General features: G+C 58.7%; 20 protein-coding genes. 7 read left to right on the top strand and 13 right to left on the bottom strand.

Going from position 1 to position 20,207, the window contains the following annotated elements; genetic code table 11:
• Positions 1–120 precede the first annotated feature (120 nt).
• From WJU23_RS13540 to WJU23_RS13525, 4 genes are all read right to left on the bottom strand, one after another.
• Positions 121–1,158, bottom strand: a complete 1,038-nt coding sequence (locus WJU23_RS13540; RefSeq protein ID WP_346333120.1) for a fatty acid desaturase — start codon at positions 1,156–1,158, stop codon at positions 121–123.
• A gap of 290 nt (positions 1,159–1,448) precedes the next feature.
• The gene (locus WJU23_RS13535) at positions 1,449–1,808 is read right to left on the bottom strand and encodes a hypothetical protein (protein ID WP_346333119.1); all 360 of its coding nucleotides are present in this window, start codon (positions 1,806–1,808) and stop codon (positions 1,449–1,451) included.
• A 185-nt stretch (positions 1,809–1,993) separates the two neighbouring features.
• A complete protein-coding gene (locus WJU23_RS13530) occupies positions 1,994–2,395 on the bottom strand; it encodes a VOC family protein (RefSeq protein ID WP_346333118.1) in 402 nt (133 codons plus the stop codon).
• 187 nt (positions 2,396–2,582) lie between these two features.
• Positions 2,583–2,969: a DoxX family protein gene (locus tag WJU23_RS13525; RefSeq protein WP_346333117.1), complete on the bottom strand. Its 387-nt coding sequence runs from the start codon at positions 2,967–2,969 to the stop codon at positions 2,583–2,585.
• Positions 2,970–3,193: 224 nt separating this feature from the next.
• Here WJU23_RS13525 and WJU23_RS13520 point away from each other — a divergent pair, with 224 nt between their 5' ends.
• The 3 genes from WJU23_RS13520 (at position 3,194) to WJU23_RS13510 (ending at position 6,254) form a co-directional block, all read left to right on the top strand.
• Positions 3,194–4,351, top strand: coding sequence for an SGNH/GDSL hydrolase family protein (locus WJU23_RS13520; protein ID WP_346333116.1), 1,158 nt, complete (start codon positions 3,194–3,196; stop codon positions 4,349–4,351).
• A gap of 311 nt (positions 4,352–4,662) precedes the next feature.
• Complete coding sequence (locus tag WJU23_RS13515) at positions 4,663–5,754, top strand: ImmA/IrrE family metallo-endopeptidase (protein ID WP_346333115.1); 1,092 nt, start codon at positions 4,663–4,665, stop codon at positions 5,752–5,754.
• Positions 5,751–6,254: a DUF4411 family protein gene (locus tag WJU23_RS13510; protein WP_346333114.1), complete on the top strand. Its 504-nt coding sequence runs from the start codon at positions 5,751–5,753 to the stop codon at positions 6,252–6,254. Before WJU23_RS13515 ends, WJU23_RS13510 begins: the two co-directional genes overlap by 4 nt.
• A gap of 1,020 nt (positions 6,255–7,274) precedes the next feature.
• On the opposite strand, the gene WJU23_RS13505 is transcribed toward WJU23_RS13510, so the two are convergent.
• Positions 7,275–8,051 (bottom strand): DUF6602 domain-containing protein, encoded by a 777-nt coding sequence (locus WJU23_RS13505; RefSeq protein ID WP_346333113.1) that lies wholly within the window; start codon positions 8,049–8,051, stop codon positions 7,275–7,277.
• 274 nt (positions 8,052–8,325) lie between these two features.
• On the opposite strand from WJU23_RS13505, the gene WJU23_RS13500 reads away from it, so the two are divergent.
• Entirely contained in the window at positions 8,326–8,571 is a 246-nt protein-coding gene (locus WJU23_RS13500) for an antitoxin (protein WP_346333111.1), read from the top strand.
• 253 nt (positions 8,572–8,824) lie between these two features.
• Here the strand turns inward: WJU23_RS13500 and WJU23_RS13495 are convergent, their stop codons facing one another.
• The gene (locus tag WJU23_RS13495; protein ID WP_346333110.1) at positions 8,825–9,157 is read right to left on the bottom strand and encodes a hypothetical protein; all 333 of its coding nucleotides are present in this window, start codon (positions 9,155–9,157) and stop codon (positions 8,825–8,827) included.
• Between the two features lie 165 nt (positions 9,158–9,322).
• Between WJU23_RS13495 and WJU23_RS13490 the strand changes: the two genes are divergently transcribed.
• Complete coding sequence (locus WJU23_RS13490) at positions 9,323–10,192, top strand: rhomboid family intramembrane serine protease (RefSeq protein ID WP_346333109.1); 870 nt, start codon at positions 9,323–9,325, stop codon at positions 10,190–10,192.
• Between the two features lie 202 nt (positions 10,193–10,394).
• On the opposite strand, the gene WJU23_RS13485 is transcribed toward WJU23_RS13490, so the two are convergent.
• The 4 genes from WJU23_RS13485 to WJU23_RS13470 all read right to left on the bottom strand — a co-directional run bounded on the left by WJU23_RS13485 (position 10,395) and on the right by WJU23_RS13470 (position 14,409).
• Positions 10,395–11,075: a SprT family zinc-dependent metalloprotease gene (locus WJU23_RS13485; protein WP_346333108.1), complete on the bottom strand. Its 681-nt coding sequence runs from the start codon at positions 11,073–11,075 to the stop codon at positions 10,395–10,397.
• Between the two features lie 14 nt (positions 11,076–11,089).
• Positions 11,090–12,013, bottom strand: a complete 924-nt coding sequence (gene epsC, locus WJU23_RS13480) for a serine O-acetyltransferase EpsC (protein ID WP_346333107.1) — start codon at positions 12,011–12,013, stop codon at positions 11,090–11,092.
• Between the two features lie 104 nt (positions 12,014–12,117).
• Positions 12,118–13,548 carry a DUF1501 domain-containing protein gene (locus WJU23_RS13475; RefSeq protein WP_346333310.1) on the bottom strand — a complete coding sequence of 477 codons (1,431 nt, stop codon included), beginning with the start codon at positions 13,546–13,548 and terminating at the stop codon, positions 12,118–12,120.
• A gap of 210 nt (positions 13,549–13,758) precedes the next feature.
• Positions 13,759–14,409: a hypothetical protein gene (locus WJU23_RS13470; RefSeq protein ID WP_346333106.1), complete on the bottom strand. Its 651-nt coding sequence runs from the start codon at positions 14,407–14,409 to the stop codon at positions 13,759–13,761.
• A 322-nt stretch (positions 14,410–14,731) separates the two neighbouring features.
• On the opposite strand from WJU23_RS13470, the gene WJU23_RS13465 reads away from it, so the two are divergent.
• Positions 14,732–15,790, top strand: a complete 1,059-nt coding sequence (locus tag WJU23_RS13465; RefSeq protein ID WP_346333105.1) for an alpha/beta hydrolase — start codon at positions 14,732–14,734, stop codon at positions 15,788–15,790.
• A gap of 93 nt (positions 15,791–15,883) precedes the next feature.
• Positions 15,884–17,137, top strand: coding sequence for a polysaccharide pyruvyl transferase family protein (locus WJU23_RS13460; protein ID WP_346333104.1), 1,254 nt, complete (start codon positions 15,884–15,886; stop codon positions 17,135–17,137).
• A 57-nt stretch (positions 17,138–17,194) separates the two neighbouring features.
• Here the strand turns inward: WJU23_RS13460 and murC are convergent, their stop codons facing one another.
• The 3 genes from murC to WJU23_RS13445 all read right to left on the bottom strand — a co-directional run bounded on the left by murC (position 17,195) and on the right by WJU23_RS13445 (position 20,154).
• Entirely contained in the window at positions 17,195–19,501 is a 2,307-nt protein-coding gene (murC, locus tag WJU23_RS13455) for a UDP-N-acetylmuramate--L-alanine ligase (RefSeq protein ID WP_346333103.1), read from the bottom strand.
• A gap of 89 nt (positions 19,502–19,590) precedes the next feature.
• The gene (locus WJU23_RS13450; RefSeq protein WP_346333102.1) at positions 19,591–19,812 is read right to left on the bottom strand and encodes a hypothetical protein; all 222 of its coding nucleotides are present in this window, start codon (positions 19,810–19,812) and stop codon (positions 19,591–19,593) included.
• A gap of 84 nt (positions 19,813–19,896) precedes the next feature.
• On the bottom strand, positions 19,897–20,154 hold the full coding sequence (locus WJU23_RS13445; protein WP_346333101.1) for a type II toxin-antitoxin system ParD family antitoxin: 258 nt from the start codon (positions 20,152–20,154) through the stop codon (positions 19,897–19,899).
• Positions 20,155–20,207: the final 53 nt, after the last annotated feature.

The following is a 20,207-nucleotide window of genomic DNA, read 5'->3' as shown; positions in this document are numbered from 1 at the left end:
GGACTTCAGTCCCCCAAGCCCAAAGGGCTTTCGTCTCCCAGCCCAGGGTTCGAAGAACCCTGGGTCAACGGCTGAAGCGCCCAGGTCTTGACGTTAGACCACTCAATCCTCCGGGGGTAATCACACCTGCTCCCCGTCCGCCGCTCCCACCGCCACCATCTGCTGCTGCTTCACGTCCCAGACCTTCAGGCACAGGCAGCGATAAATCTCAATCGGGTTCAGCGTCGTGACTTTAGGATTTCGCAGCTCGGGCATGGCCTGCAGCACCTCCGGCAGCCGGTAAAAGGGAATGCGCGCATTCAGATGATGAATATGGTGGTAGCCGATGTTCGCCGTGAACCACGCCATCACCGGTCCCATCTTCAGGTAGCTGCAGGAATCCAGCGCCGCACGGTCATAGGTCCAGCCGGACTTGTCGTAAAAGGCCACCCCTGGGAAATTGTGCTGCGCATAAAACAGATACGAGCCGATGGCACTGGCGATGAAGTGCGGCAGGATCTGCGTGAGCAGCCAGCCCTGCCAGCCCACAAAACCGATCAGGCTGCCGGCAATGACCGCATGCACCACCACGGCGATGAGGCAGTCCCAGTGCTCGCGCGGTTTCATGACAAATGGCCGCATGCACATGCCGTGCAGAAAAATGGTCAGGTAGCCCAAAAGGATCGTCAGCGGATGCCGCATGAAAAGATACAGCCAGCGCGCCCGCCGCGGCGCCTTTTCAAAGTGATCCCGCGTCATGATCGGAAAGGAGCCGATGTGGGACCCTTTGATCTTTGAATTGTGGTTGTGATGATGATTGTGCGAAGCCCGCCAGATGCTGCTCGGACTCAGCGCCAGGATGCCAAACACCCACATGAACTTCTCCGCCACCTTCGACTTCGGCAAGATGGCGTGGTGCTGCTGATCATGGTAAATGACGAACAGGCGCAGCAGCAGCAGCCCAGACAGCACACTGGACCCCATCTTTATCAGCCCATGCGGGGCAAGGAGCGTGCCTGCCACCGCCGCCACCAGCAGCGCCGTCGTGGAAAGAATGCACCACCAGCTCCTGGCCGTGCTGTCCACAGCAAAAGGCTTCGTGGCCAGAATGAGCTCAGGACCAGACCTGTTCACCAAGCCACGAATGAAGGAATCAGCCGCAGCCTGGCCATTAGTCATGAACTGCCATTCAGCCTCAGTATCAGTAAATTAGCAACATGGATTCCTCAGAACAAAAATCCGATTGAGTGAATATTTTTGCATCCAGGAGACCGGGATCATGAAGAAAATCTTCTCATTTCGCCTGGGCACAGGTTCTCCTGGTCTCCGTCAATCGTCATAGTCACCTTCAAGCAATCCCTCCAAACCCCTGACACCAAAGCGGTGTACCCGCTCCGGGTACACCGCCAAAGGAAGAATGTCAGATGTCACATCTTGTGCGGCCGGCATCAGACCCGCCGGTTCCAAGATCAGTCGTCCACTTCGATTTCCACCTCGTCATCGTCATCTTCCACCAGCACGCGCCGGATCACCCGGGTGTCGCCCTGATTGGCGTATTCCACCCGCACAGGCAGACCCACGCGGATGCGGGCCTGCACCTGTTCAGGCGTCAGCACCGTGCCGCCACTCGTGGCATAGACCACTTCCGGGCCATAGGTGTAGGTCACCGGGCCGGACGTTTCCTTCACCACAAACGTGGAGCCAGGCGTGTATTGATGCAGGGTACCGCTGCTAGTTGTCACCGTCGTGGTGGTTGTCGCAGCCGTTTGGGCATGCAGCCCGCCGAGGGTCAGAAGGCCGCTCGCCAGAGAGATAAGTAGAGCTTTCATAACATTTAGATCAGGGGTTAATGAGGGGCCTCGCAGAGTGCGCGGCCGCCTCTTCACCACCAGTTCGCCTCACGCGCCCTCTCCGGTTCCCAAAAAAAATCAGCACCTCTTCGCAGACTGTCGGGACAGCGCTAAGCCACTGGGATCATTGACATCATCTCGCCCCATGGATGACGCGCCGCTCCTCAGTCCACCTTCGTCCCCACCCACCACGTCGTCCCTCCTGCGTCCTTGAATCCGCCGCGCTTGTCCTCATCCTCTTTCTGCACCGGCTCCTGCACCCCCGTCGCCCCACAGGCCAGCGCCTTCTGGTAGGTGGCATCCACATCCGGCACATACACATGCACATGCGCCTCCACCGCCGGCCACGCGTCCTCCATGCAGTCCCCCAGCATGATCACCGTATCCTCCAGCCGCACCTCCGCATGCATGATCCGTCCCGGTTTCTTCTCATCTGGAATGCGCCGCAGCTCCTCCGCCCCAAAAACCTCCTTTAAAAACCCAATCGTCGCCTCCGCATCCTTCAGCACCAGATAGGGTGACACCGAGTTATAACCCGCCGGCTTGTAAGATGGATTCGCGCTCATGATGAATAGGGGTACCGTTAAAAATCGAATGCCAGATGAAATGCGGACCTGAACAGGGAAAACATAAGTACCGCACGTCCGAGTTTCAACTGTCCGCAAAACGTCCTCCCAAAACGGGGAACTGCGCACCGAGAAATGAGCGCTCATACTAAAGACCGTAAACTAAAACTGTGCAGTGGCTCCCCTCCTACCCCTCCCGCCGTCCCCCCTTCGCCAGGCAGGTCCAATAGACCCAGGCTATAAACACCGCCTGTAGCGGCAGCCGCGCCCACAGCACCCAGCCCGGCAGGTCATACGCCTCCCAGCCATTCAGCGCCAAGTGAACATTTGCCGGGAAGACCGCCACCAGCAGGGCGATGAGCCCCCATCCGGCCATCCGGCGCAGTTGTGGCACCAAGATCCCCACCGCCCCCGCCACTTCTGCGGCCCCGCTGATGTAATTTAAAAGCTCCGGCCACGGCAGGTAGGGCGGCATCATGGTCAGATACACCTCCGGATTCAAAAAGTGATTCACCCCCGCCACCCCAAAAAACCCACTCATTAAAATCAGGGAAGCTGTGCGCAGGTAAGACATCCCTGAATTACGCCCCTCACCGCCTCAAAGTACAGTACTCATCACTCTCCGAGTGATGCGGGTCGCTCCCCGAAAAAACCCTCCCCGCATTTTTGGCTGCCCTCAGTCCCCACCTCCCTGCAATACTCTTACCCTGACCAACGTCATCCTCCTCCCGCCCTCCGGCTTCCTTTAAACAATCCTTCAACAATTGGCCAACAACCTTCAACAACCGCCAGCCCATCATGCGTCTCCTCCCCTTCGCCCTGCTCCTCGCCCTCACCGGTCTCTCCAGTGTCCACGCTCAGGCCACCAAAACCCCCAAAGCCCCCGATGTCGCCAAGCTGGACCCGGCCATGGGCGTCAATAAAAAGGCCAAGGACAACCTCGAGTGGCACGACATCACCCAGTGGGGTGTCGAAGGCCGCATCCTCCCAGATCAAAAGCGCCACAGCTGGTTCGACCGCCTCCCCGCCAGCGCCGAGGGCAAAGTCACCCCCGCCGTCTGGAGCCTCAGCCGCGACAGCGCCGGCATGATGGTCCGCTTCAAGACCGATGCCGAGGCCATCAGCGTCCATTACAAACTCACCAAAGACCGCATCGGCATGCCCCACATGCCCGCCACCGGCGTCAGCGGCGTGGACCTCTACGCCCGCGATGAAAAAGACGGCGGCAAATGGAAATGGGTCAACGTCACCAAACCCGCCACCCAGGAGGTCAAAGCCGAGATCATCAAAGGCCTCGCCCCCGGTTACCGCGAATACGCCGCCTACCTCCCCCTCTACAACGGAGTCGAATCCGTCAGCATCGGCGTCGCCAAAGGCAGCAAGTTTGAAGGCCTCGCCCCTCGTGAAAAGCCCGTCGTCTTTTACGGCACCAGCATCACCCACGGCGCCTGCGCCAGCCGCCCCGGCATGGTCCATACCGGCATCCTCGGCCGCCGCCTGGACCGCCCCGTGGTGAATCTCGGCTTTTCCGGCAATGGCCGCATGGACACCGCCGTCGGCGACTTCCTCATCCAGGTGGATGCCGCCGCCTATGTCATCGACTGCCTGCCCAACATGCAGCCCGCCCAGGTCACCGAGAAGACCATCCCCCTCGTCCAGCAGCTCCGCGCCGCCAAGCCCACCACCCCCATCATTCTCGTGGAGGACCGCCGCTTCACCAACGACTGGATCACTCCCGTCAAACACCAGTTCCATACGGATAACCACGCCGCCCTCAAAGCCGCCTACGACACCCTCATCAAACAGGGCGCCAAAAACCTCCACTACATCCCCGGCGACGCCCTCTACGGCACCGACACCGAAGGCGCCACCGACGCCTCCCACGCCAGCGACCTCGGCTTCATGCGTCAAGCCGATATCTTCGAGCCCGTCCTCCGCAAAGCATTGGGCGAATAATCACCAGCCCACCCCCTTCTTCCCCCTCCCAGGCATGTCCCTGGGGTGCGGAATCCAGCGCGCAGCTCGTAGGATGGGCATGTCCGGCGCAACCAAAGCTCCCTTTCCCCAAGAGCCCCACCCGCCGGATTGCCCGTCTTTCTTTGGAGGTCAATACGCCTTTTCGACCCGGCTACAGAGCCAGAACGTATCAGCCGACTATCTCCAGTATTGCAAGGCGCGTCCCTCGAACGTAACTTAGTATCGCGACCATGAGTGACCGCGTGCAGATCAAACCCGACCTTTTCCGATGGGCGCAGGAGCGTTCCAGGATGAGCGAGGAGGAGGTATGCCAAAAGTTTCCAAAATACCCCCTATGGCTGACCGGCGATGAAAAGCCGACGATGAAGCAGCTAGAGAAATTCGCGGCCCAGACGTTTACACCGCTTGGATACTTTTTCCTGAATGAGCCGCCAGAGGAACGGTTGCCGATTCCAGATTTTCGCACCCTAAAAGATCGCAGACTGGCCCGGCCATCCCCGCATCTTTTGGATACCATCCACGCCGCATTGCTGCGTCAGGACTGGATGAAGGGATTCCTGATTGAGCAAGGTGAGCCTGCTCTAGGCTTTATTGGCAGCCGCACGCTGAGTGATCAACCTGAAGAGGTGGCGGAGGAGATGCGACGTACTCTTGCGCTGGAGGGCCACTGGAGCCGCGCTCTCCCGACTTGGGAGGAAGCGCTGCGCCTGCTCATTAAAAAGATCGAGGGCATCGGAGTTCTGGTCATGATCAATGGCGTGGTGGAAAACAACACGCACCGCCCTTTGGACATCGAGGAATTTCGTGGATTCGTGCTCAGTGATTCGCATGCGCCAGTGATCTTTCTGAACGGCACGGATGCAAAAGCGGCCCAGATGTTCACTCTCGTGCATGAGCTGGCGCACCTGTGGCTGGGAAAAGGCGGGGTCTCCGATTTCCAGGAACTTATCCCCTCTGACAACGCGGTGGAGATCTTCTGCAACCAGGTGGCTGCCGAGTTCCTGGTGCCTGCTCACGAGATGCAAACCGCTTGGAAGGAAGTGAAGAATAACCCCAAACCTTTTGAGCGGCTAGCGCGCTTTTTCAAGGTGAGTCCGGTGGTCGTCGCAAGGCGCTTGCTGGACTTGAAGCTCATTACCCGCGAGGCCTATTTTTCCTTCTACAACAGCTATCAGGAAGCAGCAGCTGAACGCAGAAACCAGGGAGCTGGCGGGGGTAACTTTTACCTGACATTAGGGAGCCGTCTTGGATACCGATTTCCAGCTGCTGTCTATGGTGCGGCACGGGAAGGGCGCCTGCAATACAGGGAAGCCTATCAGCTCACCGGACTGAGCGGCAGCAGCTATGACCGCTTTGGGAAGGAGCTGGGTTTTACGATATGACCAACGAAAGCCGAAAATTCCTGCTCGATACGAATGTGCTGATCACCGCACACCGGTCCTACTATGCATTCGACTTATGCCCTGGCTTCTGGCAGTCCATCTCCGATGGCCATGCTGCCGGGCGGTTATGCAGCACGGTCCGGGTCAGGGATGAATTACTGAAGGGCAAGGATCTGCTGGCTGACTGGCTCAAAATCACGCTGCCAGACGGGTTCTTCCTGGATGATTCATCCGCCGAAATCGCAACGGAATATGGGCCTCTTATGAGCTGGGTGGTGGCCAGGGGTTTTACCTCCGGTGCCCAAGCCAAATTTGCCAGCGATGCGGACGGTTGGCTCATTGCCACGGCCAAAAAAGAAGGGTTCTGCCTTGTGACTCACGAAGTGTCCCGGCCTGAAGCCAGGGCCAAAGTACAAATGCCTGATGTCTGCAAGGAGTTTGGAGTCGCTTACTGTAACACTTTTGACATGCTCCGCGAGCTTGGTTGCAAGTTTCAGTGACCCAATTCAAACATGGTCGTCCATAAATAAATTGATTTCAGAATGCAGGGCCATCACGATTTTGCATGGATGATGGAAGGATTTTTTTTCGCCTTTCTCCGCACTTCGTCAGAGCGCAGCCAGCAAATTTGGCACCGCGCTCACCCGCAAATTCTTCGATGCCCTCATGACGCACCCCGCCAGCCATGGAAGCTGATTACCCTCATCAGAACCAGGACTTTCCCGCCCTCATATTCCCAGCCAAGGAGTGAGGCCGTCCGGCACGGGGCCTCAACATAAGAGCAGGATGCACGTAAACTTTGCCACAAACGACGGCATCCTTGCGGCCGTAACCATTTAAATAATACCTCCCGCATGGTTTCTTTACGAAAAGGGAGAGGACTCGTCCAACAGTTCCTTGAAGCATGCCAAAATCCACTCCTCAGTTATCTCACCGGATAGGTGAACATGCATATTGATCAAAGCGTTACCAACATCATATCTACTTGCTTTGAGGTGGGATTTTAGACAGTGCTGAAACTCCACTCGACCCCGACACCGAATTGACAAAAGTTCATCAATCAAATAAAAAGCCGAATTCAGTGCCACTGCCTTCGAAACACCATTGAGACGAGCCCATATGCCGAACGGTTGGCCGTATATACCACGAAGTTTGGTAAGACATGTAAGGCAGGTTTGAGCAACCTCTCGTGCAAGGGTATTCTCAAGTAAGGCAAGGTTTGATTCTGTAACCTGCTGGGCCTCCCATGCAAGTGTCAGTTGGTCTAAATAATCCGTGTAGGGCATTAAAACTGTGACGCAGGTTTCGACAATCGTCCCAGGCCCCATGGCATGCTCGATCTGTGATAGGTCTTTGCTAACTTTTCGTCTAGCAAGTTCAAGGGTATTGTATAGGAGGCTGAAGTCATCTTCACTCATTTTAGTTAATTCCAACTATTGTTATGGGAGATCTCAAGACATTACGTTCGGCAAACTATGGCACATAAATACCAAGCATAGCGTATTATCATTTTCGCTTTTTTACCAAGGAGATGGAGTCGCTGGAGGCAGAGGTGGTTCCATAAAATCCTCTAATGAAGGGAGATATTTCGCAAGATCTGCTGGTCCCACGGGGAAGCTGTTCATGTGGGAAGATAAAACAGCAAAAAAACGGAAGAGTGCATGTGTCTCGAATCGCACCCATTCGCTTGAAAGTATTTTCCGCACATATAACTCATTTTTCTTTATTATCAAAATAGCATTCAGGCGATGATTATCATCAATTTTATCCACTTGCTTGATGAGCTCAGAGGATGATATTTCAGAGTCAATTGCAACAATATAAGCTCTTGGTCTTAAAGAGCCAGCTCCTTCTTCATCACGCATATAATGCTTCTTGCCCGTGTCGGCAAGCTTTCTCACTCTGACTAACTTTTGAATATCCTCTTTCAATTTTCTTGCGCTTAATAACCTTGTGAACTCGATGACTCCAAGAACCATTTCTATTGGACAGACACGAAAGGCCGATTGTGTGCATAACGGAGCATTATTTAAAATATCCAGAATAAGAATATCGCATTGGGAGCTAATGGATTGTGCATGTTCACTACGGTCGCTCTCCGAGTTCACAACGAATCCCGTATCTACACCATAACGCGCTGGTAAATTCTGACGGAGTAGTTCGGCGAAAGATTGGTGATCATTATCGCCCATAAGACCACGATGGGTCACAACACATGTTAAGATGTCAGCCTGCATTTGCAATCGCCTACTTATTTCTTCAAAATAACCTGGCAGGTTGGTTCTTGGTTTAGCCATACTACGCTTATATTAGCTGCCTTTTTTATGTCAAGGATATTAGATCTTGGCTTACATTACCTTTCAAGATTATCGGATGGTAGCTAACGCTTTTATTGAGAAAATCAGAATTTTCGGAGGTGGTCTGGCTAGTCGCCTGCGAAAAAATCCTGGTACGGCGAGGCATCACTAACTCGACTTTCATACGCTTGGCACACTGGCTATGGCAGTGTGGCCTCCTGACTAGCAGATCCAAATTGACAACCCACCAGAAGTTGAGCGAATTATCATCGAGGTGAAAACGGAAATCCAAATTCCAGATGCTCTCTTCCGGGAGGCCCAACGCATCGCCGCTGAAAACGAAATGAGCTTCGCGGAAGTGGTGCGCCGTGGATTGAAGGAGGTCATCCTTCACCATCCGCCCGGCAGGGAACGTGCTGCAGAGTGGGAGATGCCGGCCGCGTTTGATCTGGGGGAAAAACTGGTTCCCGAAGAAGACTGGACCGCTCTTTGTCACGAACAAGACGCCCATGCTGGATAACCTGGCAACCTCGGCCCCGTTATTATTATTCTGCCCCTTATCATTCTGCCATACTTTCTTGAGCCCGGGCATCGGCAGAATAATGAAGGACAGAATAATCGTATAGAATCCAAGGCAGGTCTGGGAAGTTTGCAAAACCGTGTCGGCTCGCGACTCCGGCCAGGTATACCCAAAAACAAAGATGGCAATCCGCAGGGCGGATTGCCATTGATGGTGAAAGGTGTGGAAAGCCCCGAGGGGCCGGGTGGGGGGGTTAGCCGCGGTGGGCGGCTTTGACGCCGCGGGTGGCGGCGGTATTCCTCGTGGCTTTGGCGGCGCGGGCCTTCAGCTTCTGCCGGATGGCGGCGCTGACGCCGATGAGGGCTTCATTGAAGGTGTAACCATCCGCATGGACCTGGATGTCCGGACCGGGGAGCTTCAGGGAGAGGCTTATTCGGTATCGGTAAGTGGCATTTTTGGGTTCTTCGACCCGGGCGGAAGCGTCCGTCACGGGCAGGTGCTGACGGGCTTCAAAAAAGAGGGCTTCCAGTTTTTCGTCCCAGTCGGGACGGGCATCGCAACCGAAGTACTGAATATGTGTGATCATGGTGGATGTTTGTATCTAGGGTATGGGCCCGCCTTCGGGCCGTATGAAAGGAACGTTATGTTCGCAGCACACGGTATTCCAAGGCGGTCGTATGTTTGTAACCCTGGCGGCCTCCGGCGTTGATCTTTCTCTTCGCAGAAATGAAATTTGCCTCCAGTTTACCTCATGTCCTGGCTGCCTGAATCCAAAGACCACCTCCCCCTGACCTGGTGGAAGGGGCATCCGGTCTATCTTTCGGCCGCCATCGCCCTGGGCGGGGTGGCGAGCATGATCCTGACCACGATCCTGATGGCCGCCGCCCCGGAGGCGGTGGACTACCTGACGTTTTCCTTTTCTGACCTGGCGCGGCTGCACCTGTGGGCGCCGGTGACCTACCTCCTGGTGAACCCGCCCAGCCTGTGGCTGCTGCTGGGCTGCTTCATGTTCTGGCGCTTTGGCGAGGCGGTGGAGCGGCACCTGGGCCGCAGCAGCTTTGTGCGTCTGCTGGTCATCCTGCTGCTGGTGACGCCGCTGCTCATCACGGTGGCGGGCCTGATGGGCTCCGACCGGCTCTGCGCCGGGATGCTGGAATGGGAGTTTGGCGTGTTCATCGCCTTTGCCGCGCTGTATTCCCGGGCGCAGATCTCGCTGATCTTCTTTACCCTGGAAGTGTGGATCCTGGCGGCGGTGTTTGTGGGCATCTCGGCCCTGTCCGCCATCGCCAACCGGGACTGGATCTCCCTGATGATCCTGACGGGGCAGGTGGGCACAGCCATCGCTTACATCCGCTATGAGCAGGGCGCGCTGACCTTTCCCAGCATGCCGTCTTTCCAGGCCCGCCCGGCCACGCGCTCCCGGCCTGCCGCCCGCTCCCGTAGCAGCCGCGATGATGAGGAGACGGTGGCCACCCCCAAACCGAAGGCCAAGGTGAAAAAGCACAGCCCGGCGGTGGATGACATCCTGGACAAGATCAGCCGCGAAGGCATGCACAGCCTGACGCCAGATGAGCGCCGCATCCTGGACCAGGCCAGCGAGGACTTGAAGCGCGGAAAGTGAGGGGGATGGAGGGTGGACGTGCCGTGTGCGTCTGAGAGGGGCAGACAAGGTGAACCCATAACGACAGGGACTCTGGCACCGGCATTCCGGCGTTCGGAGTACCGTCCGCGTAATGCGGGACGGAATCTTTGAAGCTGCGCGGCCCCCCAATCACCGCATAAATGCGGTACTCCGAACGCCATACCCAAGGCGTGAGCCAGGCTCAACCATTGCGCAGGTCTTCCACCATGACGAAGCGGTAGCGGGAGTCGTACTGGCCGCCGTTGTGCTGGTTGCAGCAGGCGCTGCAGGCGGTGTAGCGGCGGAATTTGCGCACGCGCTGGACGCGCAGGCCGCAGTGGGCGCAGGCGTAGGTGTAGTTGCGCTTCACCTCCCGCCGGGGCAGGGGAAGGCGGTGGCGGGCGCTTTCCCCAGGGATGCCGAGATCGGTGCAGGCCTGCTGCCACTCGGCCCCGTGGGGCTCGATGCGGCGGCGTCCGGCGCGATGATAGGCGACAAGGTGGGCGAGCTCGTGCCGCATGGTGCGCTCGACCTGGCCTTCGAATTCCTGGAGCTTCGGGTTCAGCTCGATCTTCCAGGAGGGGTAGCTGGCATAGCCGGCGGTGCTGCGCAGGCGGCTGTTCCACTGCACGGAGACGAGCCTGGCGGCACCGGCGAGGTCAATCTGGCGCAGGAGGATGCGGCAGTTCTCGGTCAGGTCTTCATCGGGGACATTGGCGGCGGCAGCGGCGTCTTTGTCCTTGGCGGCGCGGGTTTTGGCTTTGGACGGGGCGGCGGAAGCGGCATCCGGCTGGGCATAGAGAGGGCGGTCCAGGGCGCGCTCCGCGAGGCTGCCGCGGATGCCGGCCTGGAAGTCGAGGAAGAGCTGGGACAGTTTCAGCATGGAAGGCTTGGGCATCAGGCCTTGTCGGAATCAGCGGTTTTGGGGCTTTTGGTCACCGGGGTGGCTTTGCGGTCGCGGATGCGGTGCTCCTGGTCCCCGAGGGCATAGATCATGTCCTGGCCGACGCTTTCCATGAGGAAGACATTGGCCCCGATGGTGCTGCGCGCGCCGACGACGGTATCCCCGCCGACGATGGTGGCGCCGGCATAGATGGTGACGTTGTCCTCAATAGTGGGGTGGCGTTTCTTCCCGGCCAGGGCCTGCCCCTGGGCCAGGGAGCGGGCAACGAGGCCGACGCCCTGGTAGAGCTTGACCCGGGTGCCGATGCTGCAGGTCTCGCCAATGACCACGCCGGTGCCGTGATCTATGAAGAAATGGCTGCCGATCTGGGCGCCCGGATGGATGTCTATCCCGGTGCGGCCATGGGCCCACTCCGTCATCATGCGCGGGATCAAAGGCACGCCGAGGGTATAAAGCTGGTGGGCGGAGCGCTGGATGGCGATGGCCTCCAGGCCGGGGTAGGCCAGGATGATCTCCTCATAGCTGCGGGCGGCGGGGTCGCCCTCGTAGGCGGCGGCGACATCGGTTTGCAGGAGCTTGCGGACCTCCGGCAGCAGGACCATGAAGTCGCAGGCCATCTTCATGGCCTCCTCATGGTGGTTGCCGCCCTGGTCACGCAGGCGCAGGCTGCGGCGGATCTCCGTACGCAGGCGCTCGCGGATGCTGGCGACCAGCTCATGGGTCATCAGCTCCAGGTCATGGGAGGAGACGGCATCTTCCGAATAAAAGCCCGGGAAAAGGACCTGCAGCAGGTCCTCACAAAGCGTCGCAATGGCGCGTTTGGACGGCAAAGCCCCGCAGTCCACATGGTTGATCCCGCCGACCTCGTCATAGGAGGTCATGAGGCTCTGTACAATCTCTTCCTGTCGGCAATCCATCGGTTGGCGGTGAGACTAAAGGAGAAAGGCGGCTCTGGCAAATGCCGGGTGGACCGGACTTTGCGCAAGCTGGCGCTGATTTGCGCAAGCGGGGCCGGGGCGGATCAGGCGAGCATTTTGGGCACGAGCTCGCCGTGTACGTTGGTGAGGCGCATGTCCAGGCCCTGGAATTTGACGGCCAGTTTCGTGTGCTCAAAGCCCATGAGGTGGAGGAGGGTGGCGTGGAGGTCGTGCACGTGCACGGGGTCCTCCGTGACATTGAAGCCGAACTCATCCGTGGCCCCGAGGGTGAGGCCGGGTTTAAGGCCGCCACCAGCGAACCACATGGTGAAGGCATTGGGATGATGGTCGCGCCCGTCATTGCCGCCCTGGACCATGGGCGTGCGGCCGAACTCGCCGCCCCAGATGACGATCGTGTCCTCCAGCAGGCCGCGTTGCTTCAAATCCCGCACCAGGGCGGCGCAGGGCTGGTCGGTGAGGCCGCACTGGTCCTTCAGCCCTTTGGTGAGGCCGCCGTGGTGGTCCCAGGCCTCGTGGAAGAGCTGGACAAACCGGACGCCGCTTTCGATGAGGCGGCGGGCCAGGAGGCAGTTGTTGGCGAAGGAGGCTTCGCCCGGTTTGGCCCCGTACATGTCCAGGATGTGCTGCGGCTCCTGGCTGATGTCCATGACCTCCGGCGCAGTCTGCTGCATGCGATAGGCCAGCTCGAAGCTGTTGATGCGTGAGGCAATCTCCGGGTCCCCCATCACGCCCAGGCGCTCTTCATTGAGCTGCTTCAGCACGTCCAGAGTATTCCGCTGGGTGGTTTTGGTGATGCCCTGGGGATTGCTGAGGTAGAGGACCGGCTCGCCGCTGCTGCGGAAGGGCACACCCTGATAGACCGTGGGCAGGAAGCCGCAGCCGAAATTGGACATGCCGCCGCTAGGGCCTTTGGCACCGCTTTGCATGACGACATACCCAGGCAGGTCCTGATTTTCCGAGCCCAGGCCGTAGAGCGTCCAGGCGCCGAAGCTGGGCCGCCCGAAGATCTGCGCGCCGGTGCTCATGAGGATCTGCGCGGGTGCATGATTGAAGGCGTCTGTCTTCATGGACTTCACGATGGTGAGGTCATCCGCCAGCTTGGCCGTATGCGGCAGCAGCTCGCTGATCTCCGCGCCGCTCTGGCCGTGGCGGCCAAATTTATACTTGGGGGCCAGGAGGGTGCTGTTGGGATTGATGAAGGCGGCCCGGTAACCCTTCAAGAGGTCCGCAGGCGGCAGCTTGCCGTCCCATTGGGTGAGGGCGGGTTTGTTATCAAACAGCTCAAGATGGCTGGGCGCGCCGCCCATGAAGAGGTAGATGATGCGCTTGGCCTTGGCAGGATAATGGGAGCGCTTCGGTAGCAGCGGATTCTCCGCCTTGGGTGCGGCCCCGGCGGTGGAAGCGAGCAGGTCCGCCGCCGCAATGCCCGCCAGGCCAACGCCGCAGTCTTTGAAAAACCAGCGGCGGGTGCGGTAGCGTGTGTATTCGGCGTGAAGCTCGCTTTCCAGATTCATCATGGGAGAGTATACGTGCGCCGGGGCGTCCGGCTAGCTTCCGTCTGCCAGAGACCGGGGATGTGCATGCTCGGTGCGGGGATCGTCCATGGGGGAGGGAGGGATTACTGGTGGAACGGGCATCGTTGAACAAAAGGAAACATCACTTACCGATGGCGAGCAGAAGACAGTGGAACGCAGAATTATCTGGGGCCAGACCTGCTGCTCTGCTCAGCGGACGATCTTGACTTTGTAGCTGACGGCACCGGGGGCTTTGGGGTTTTCGCCGCCGTACTGGATGCGGAGGATGACGTTGTTCCGGGAGGTCTGGACGACGTAGGTGAAGGGTTTGCTTTGGGTCAGGGGTGGCACGGGTTTGATGATGGGGCCGGGCTTCCCATTGACGGGGGATTCGGTGATGGCGAGGCGGGTTTTGTCTCCCCGCTCTGTTTTCTCGGCATCCGGATTGTCAGACGGGTACATGCCGTCGTTTTTCCACTGGCCGCTCAGGTAGCTGAGGGTAATGACATCGCCTTTGCGCAAGTTGCCGAGCTTGAACCCTTCGGGCGAATTGGCGGGGACGACGGCGATGGTCTCCAGCACAGGCACCTGGACGCCGGGGGTGAAGCTGCCCATGGCGGTCATTTTGGATTCCATGAGGGTGATCTCTGCCTGCACGGCCTGGGCTGCTTCGGGCCGGGCATCGCGGGTGAAGGTTTCCTGCATGCGCTTGAGCTCGTCCAGATAGGTTTGGGAAAGAGGCTTCACGGCCCGCTCCACGGCGGACTGGTAGGACGTGCGGAGACCGCTGAGCTCCGCTGGCTCCTGAGCCATTAGGTTGGACACAGCCAGGCAGATGAAGGAAATCAATACATTTCTCATGGTGGTTTTATTAACCGCCCCCACCGCCTGTGCAAACAAAAGTGTCCAGCTTGCTCAGCCTGAAAGGGCTGTGGCCGAGGTGATCATGGCAAGAGGGCTGAGTGACGGGTGGCTCCCCATTGTATGACAGGTGTGAGCGGTTTTTTTGTGAACTGTCGGCGGGCCTGCAGCATTGCATGAAATCACACCGGCTAACAGCATATGAGTCCAAGAATTTGGTTCTTAATTTTGAGGCCTGATGGTAAAATGACTGTCTCTTTAAAGTGCCCTCATCCGCGCAACCTGTCTGCGGTCAGCCGGTTTCAAGACCCACCTCTTTTTTATGAAGTCACGATTTTTCTGTCTCCTTCTGTCCGGTTTCTGCACTTTTGGTTATGCCCAAGTCACCTCGGAAAACAATGACCGGCTGCGCCAGGGACTGAAGCAGTATCCGCAGGCGGATGCGAACAAAGACGGCATCCTGACGATGGAGGAGGCGCGGGCTTTCCTGGCCAGCAAGAAGTCCGCCCCACCCACCAAGACGGAGGCGAAACCGGGGGCGATGAAACCGGATGCGGCGGATGTCTCCTACGGGCCGCATGAGCGCAACAAGCTGGATCTATATCTGGCCAAAAACGCGACCGGCGCCACGCCTGTGGTCATCCTGATTCACGGCGGTGGATTTCGCAATGGGGACAAGAGCAAGTGGGCTTCTGACAAGACGGTGAAGGAACTGCTGGAGCGGGGCATTTCCTGCGCGGCGCTGAACTACCCCTTTCTGACGGACAAGCCGGTCCAGGACATCCTGCGTGACTGCGCGCGGGCGGTGCAGCATCTGCGGGCGAATGCGGACAAGTGGAAGCTGGACAAGACCCGCTTTGCCTCCATGGGCGGCTCGGCCGGGGCAGGCACGTCCCTGTGGCTGGCCACCCGCGATGACCTGGCGGACCCGAAGGCGGAGGACCCGGTGCTGCGTGAATCCACGCGGCTCCTCTGCGCGGTGTGCAATGCCACCCAGGCGACGTATGATGTGTCCCGCTGGGAGTCCTTCATGGGGCCGTCGAAGCCGGAATTCGGCACCAGTGAAGTTGAGGCGGCGCTTTTTTATCATCTGCCTTCCATTGAGGCTTTTGAGACGGAGCCGGGCAAAGCCATCCTGAAGGAGTGCGACATGCTGTCCTGGATCAGCAAGGATGATCCGCCGCTGCTCATCAACAACAGCCAGGTGGTGGAGGCCCCCACCAACCGGGGCGAGTGGCTGCACTGCATCCACCATGCGCGTGAGGTGCACAAGGTCTGCGCTGCGGCGGAGGTGCCCTGCATTGTGCTGCAAGATCAGGTGGAGCCGAAGACGGATGCCACCGAGTTTTTGGTGAAGCACCTGACGGCGGAGGCGGAATGAATTGGGGCATTACCGGCGCTCCTGCAACGGAGTGACATAGGAAAAAAATGTCCAATGTCAGCGCGGTTTTGCCTGATGATGGACACCTCCGCCATGACCACACGCCGCCATTTTATTGCCTCTATCACCGCTGCCCTGGGCGGCAGCCTCATCGCCGCTGACGGCAAACCCAAGACGATCCTGCTGCAATCGGCGTGGGATACGATCAACATTGGCGACATCGGCCACACACCGGGTACGTTGCGGGTGCTGGAGGAGCATTTGCCGGAGGTGAAGGTGGTCCTTTGGGCTTCCAAGCTGGATGAGCGGGTGGAGGCGCTGCTGCGCCGGCGGTTCCCAAAGGTGGAGATTATCCAGGGACATCTGACGGGCAAAAAAGAGCGTGATGAGGTGCTGCGCCAGGCCATTGCGAATTGTGATCTTTTTATCCGCAACTCCGGCATGGGCCAGAGCACGGACTATATGGAATACTGCCTCAAAGCAGGCAAGCCGTATGGCCTGTTTGGCCAGTCGTTTTTCCCGACGATGGTGGAAGGCAAGGGGGCGGCGGAGCGCATTGAGCTGCTCAACAACGCGGCCTTCATCTATACCCGTGAGACCAAGACGCTGGACATTCTGAAGGGCGCGGGGGTAAAAACGCCGGTGCTGGAATTTGGTCCGGACGGCTGCTTTGGGATTGATGTGACCGATGATGAACGGGCGCTGGCGACGATGAAAAAGCTGGGCCTGGAAGACCGCCAGTTCATCACCCTGCAACTGCGCACGCATACCGCCAAACATGAAGGTGTGGACAATCCGCCGCTGAACCCGCTGAACCCGACGCCACAGATGGTGGCTGATGATGAGCGGCGCGCGGCGAAGTATCGTGAGCTGGTGACGACCTGGGTGCAGAAGACTGGGAAGAAGGTGCTCATCGCTCCCGAGGTGAAGAAGGAGATGGTGCATAACAAACGATTGATCTACGATCTGCTGCCGCCGGAGATCCAGAAGAACGTGGTGAACCTGGAGTACTTTTGGAACGCGGACGAGGCGGCCTCCGTCTTCGCGCGGGCACATACCATTGTCTGCCATGAGCCGCATTCACCGATCATCGCGCTCGCCAACGGCACCCCGATCATCCACACGTATTCAGAATTCCACAGCCCCAAGTGCTGGATGTTCAAGGATATCGGCCTGGGTGAATGGCTGCTGGAATTTGATGAAACGCCGGTGGAAAAAATGGCCGACACTCTGCTGGCCATTGATGCCGATTACCCGGCCGCCCTGGAGAAAGTGAAGAAAGCCATGGAGTATGTGCACGGCTGCTTTGCCTCGTCTAGCAAGACGATCAAGGGTGTCATTGGATGAAATCGGAGCAGCTTTTGAAACCACTCAGAAGCTAGTTAGCGTGAGGGCAAAGCCTTCTCACAGTCCCATGGGCTGATCCTCCCCGATCACCTTGACCTCCATCTCCAGTTGCACGCCGCGCTCGCGCTGGGCGATCTCCTGGATCTCGGCGATGAGGTCCAGCACTTCTCGGGAAGTCGCGCCGCCGGAGTTGACGATGAAGTTGCCATGCACATCGGAGACGACCGCTTTGCCCACGCGGCGGCCTTTGAGGCCCAGTTCATCAATGAGCCGGCCGGCTCCGCAGACCTCTGGATTTTTAAAGGCGCAGCCGGCGCTGGCGCCGACGGGCTGGCTGGTGCGGCGCTTTTGATGTGAGGCCGCCAGTCCGGCATCAATCTCCGCCTGCGGAGCCGGGCTGCCTTTCAGCACGGCGGAAACGATGTAGCGCTCCTCAAACTCCGGCACGTTTCGGTAATGGTGTACAATATCCGCCAATGATTTCTCCCGGAGCTGGCCGTCGGTGTCTATGAACCGCACGCTGACGATCTGATCAAAGGTCTCCGTGCCCATGGCACCGGCATTCATGCGGATGGCCCCGCCCAGATTTCCGGGCACGCCTTCCATCCACTCAAAACCGCCCAGCCCGGCATTGCGCGCGCTGCTGGCGATCTTTTTCAAACGGGCACCGGCACCGGCCACCAGCGTTTCCCCCTCCACCCGCACGTCCTCAAATTCACCCTTGGCCGGATGAATGACCGCACCGCGGATGCCGCCGTCTTTGACCAGCAGATTGGACCCGCGCCCGATGACCCGGATGGGCACCGACTGAGCCCGCAGGTAGCGGACGACTTCGGCAAAACCCGCCACAGTAGCAGGCTCCACCCAATACTGCGCGGGGCCGCCGATGAGAAAAGTCGTGTGGCGGTTCATCGGCTCATACAGCTTCGCGCTGCCGCCGCCGTTGGTCTCCAAAAGAGCGCAGAGCTTTTCAAGGACAGCGAGGTCACGTGCAATGCAGCGGCCCACTTCATGAACGTTTCCAGCTCCCAGCGTGATCAGCAGATCCCCGGGACGGAGGGCATTGCCCACCTTGTCGCGTGAGAGCATCAGCGTCGGGGTGGACTGCGCCTTTGTCGCGGACTGTGCCTTCACTTCTTCCACAATCGTCTCGCCGCTGACGCCTGGCAGCGGCTTCTCGCTGGCGGCATAAACGTCCGTGACAAACAGCTCATCCACATCGCCGAAGCTCGCGCCAAACTCTTTTTTCAAAAGCTGGGTGCGGCTGTAACGGTGCGGCTGGAAAAGGCAGACGATGCGCTTCGGTTGCAGGCCCTTGGCCGTGGCCAGCGTCGCAGCGATCTCACTTGGATGATGTCCATAATCATCCACCACGGTAAACCGCTCGCCGCTGTGCCGGATCTCAAAACGCCGCTTGGCCCCGCGAAAGCTCTTCAGCGCGTGCTGGATGTTTTCAAAGGGCACGCCCAACCGGGTCGCGAGGGCAATGGCAGCGAGCGCATTGGAGACATTGTGCTTCCCCGGGATGCCCAGCGTCGCCACGCCTAACAAACGATTCTTTTCATACACCTCAAAGTCGCTGCGGTCCGGCTTCATGGCCAGGATGTTCGCGGAATAATCAAAGTCGCGCGACCAGCCATAACTCACCCCTTGCGGCCCTGCGCAGACTTCCCGCGCGACAGGATCTTCAGCGCAGTGCACCCAATGTCCCGGAGTCTGCGACAGGAGCTGGCGAAAGACTTTTTTGATCGCCTCGATGCCGTCATAAAAATCCAGGTGCTCCGCCTCGATGTTGAGGATGATGGAATGCTGCGGGTGGAAGTTCACCAGTGTGCCATCGCTTTCATCCCCCTCCGCCACAAAGAGGTCGCCCTCGGGATCCCAGTGCGCATTGGCCCCCAGGATGGGGATCTCCGCACCCACATAGTGGCTCGGTTTCAAACCTCCCTGGCGCAGGACATGGGCCGTCAGGGCGGATGTCGTCGTCTTGCCATGGGTGCCGCCCACCACCACACCCTGCTTGTTGGCCATCACGGCCGCCAGCGCCTCCGCCCGCCGCACCAGCGGGATGCCTTGCTTATAGGCCGCCTCATAGGCCACATTCCCCGGCTTGATGGCGCTGGAGTAAATGACCATGTCACACTCTTCCACCTCCTTTTCCGAATGGGGTGAAAAGAACTGTAGCCCCAGCTTCACCAGGCGGTCCGTCTCCAGGGTCGTCACCTTGTCCGATCCGCTCACCCGGTGCCCCAGCGCCAGCAGCAGCGAGGCCAGCCCGCTCATCCCCGATCCGGCCACGCCGATGAGGTCAATGCGCATGGGGTGACGGCTTTCTTTGAGGAGGCTGAGGACGGCGTGGGACATGGAGCGCCCACGTTAAACGGAAGCCGTGCGCGGGCAAGCGGGAGCACGCATTGTTGCGGGGGTGGGGGGCGCATGAATTCCACCAATATTTACGCACTTCCCTCGATGTCCTGCCTGAGCCGGGCAGGAAGATCCATGTTCTCATGCAGCACGCTGATCACGCCAAGATGCTTCTTGGAAAGCTCACGGAAGAAAACGTAGTGGTGCCGGTAACGGCAGTAATACACTCCTGCCATTGCAGCATCCGGTACCGGCCGCCAGCGGTGACGCTGACTTGCGACTTTATCAATGTCGGCGACCAGACCGCGCACATAAGCATCTGCCTGCTTCTCTCCCCATTTCTCTTCTGTGTAATCCCAGATTCCAGAATTCGCTCCTGGGCGGCAGGGTAAATTTTAGCGGCCATGGGCGCTCTTGCGTTTTTTGGCCTGAACAATCAAGTCCTCGGCATCCAGTGCCACAAACTCTGAAGCATCGGCCACAGCTCCCGCCGCCAGTTCATGACGAAGCCAGGCCCATTTCCGCTCCTGCTCCTGTTCATAATCACGACGTACGAGATCCCGAATGTACTCGCTGGTGGAATTGTACAGTCCTGTCTGCGAGACACGTTGGTGGATAAAGCTCTGGAGCTCTCCTGCAAATCTGACGTTCACACCTTCAGCCATAGATTGCATTTTAAAAGCTGTCCCACAAATTGTCAATCCTG

The sequence above is a fragment of the Prosthecobacter sp. SYSU 5D2 genome (assembly GCF_039655865.1).
Lineage (GTDB): Bacteria > Verrucomicrobiota > Verrucomicrobiia > Verrucomicrobiales > Verrucomicrobiaceae > Prosthecobacter.
This window is presented reverse-complemented; position numbering and strand designations above follow the sequence as displayed.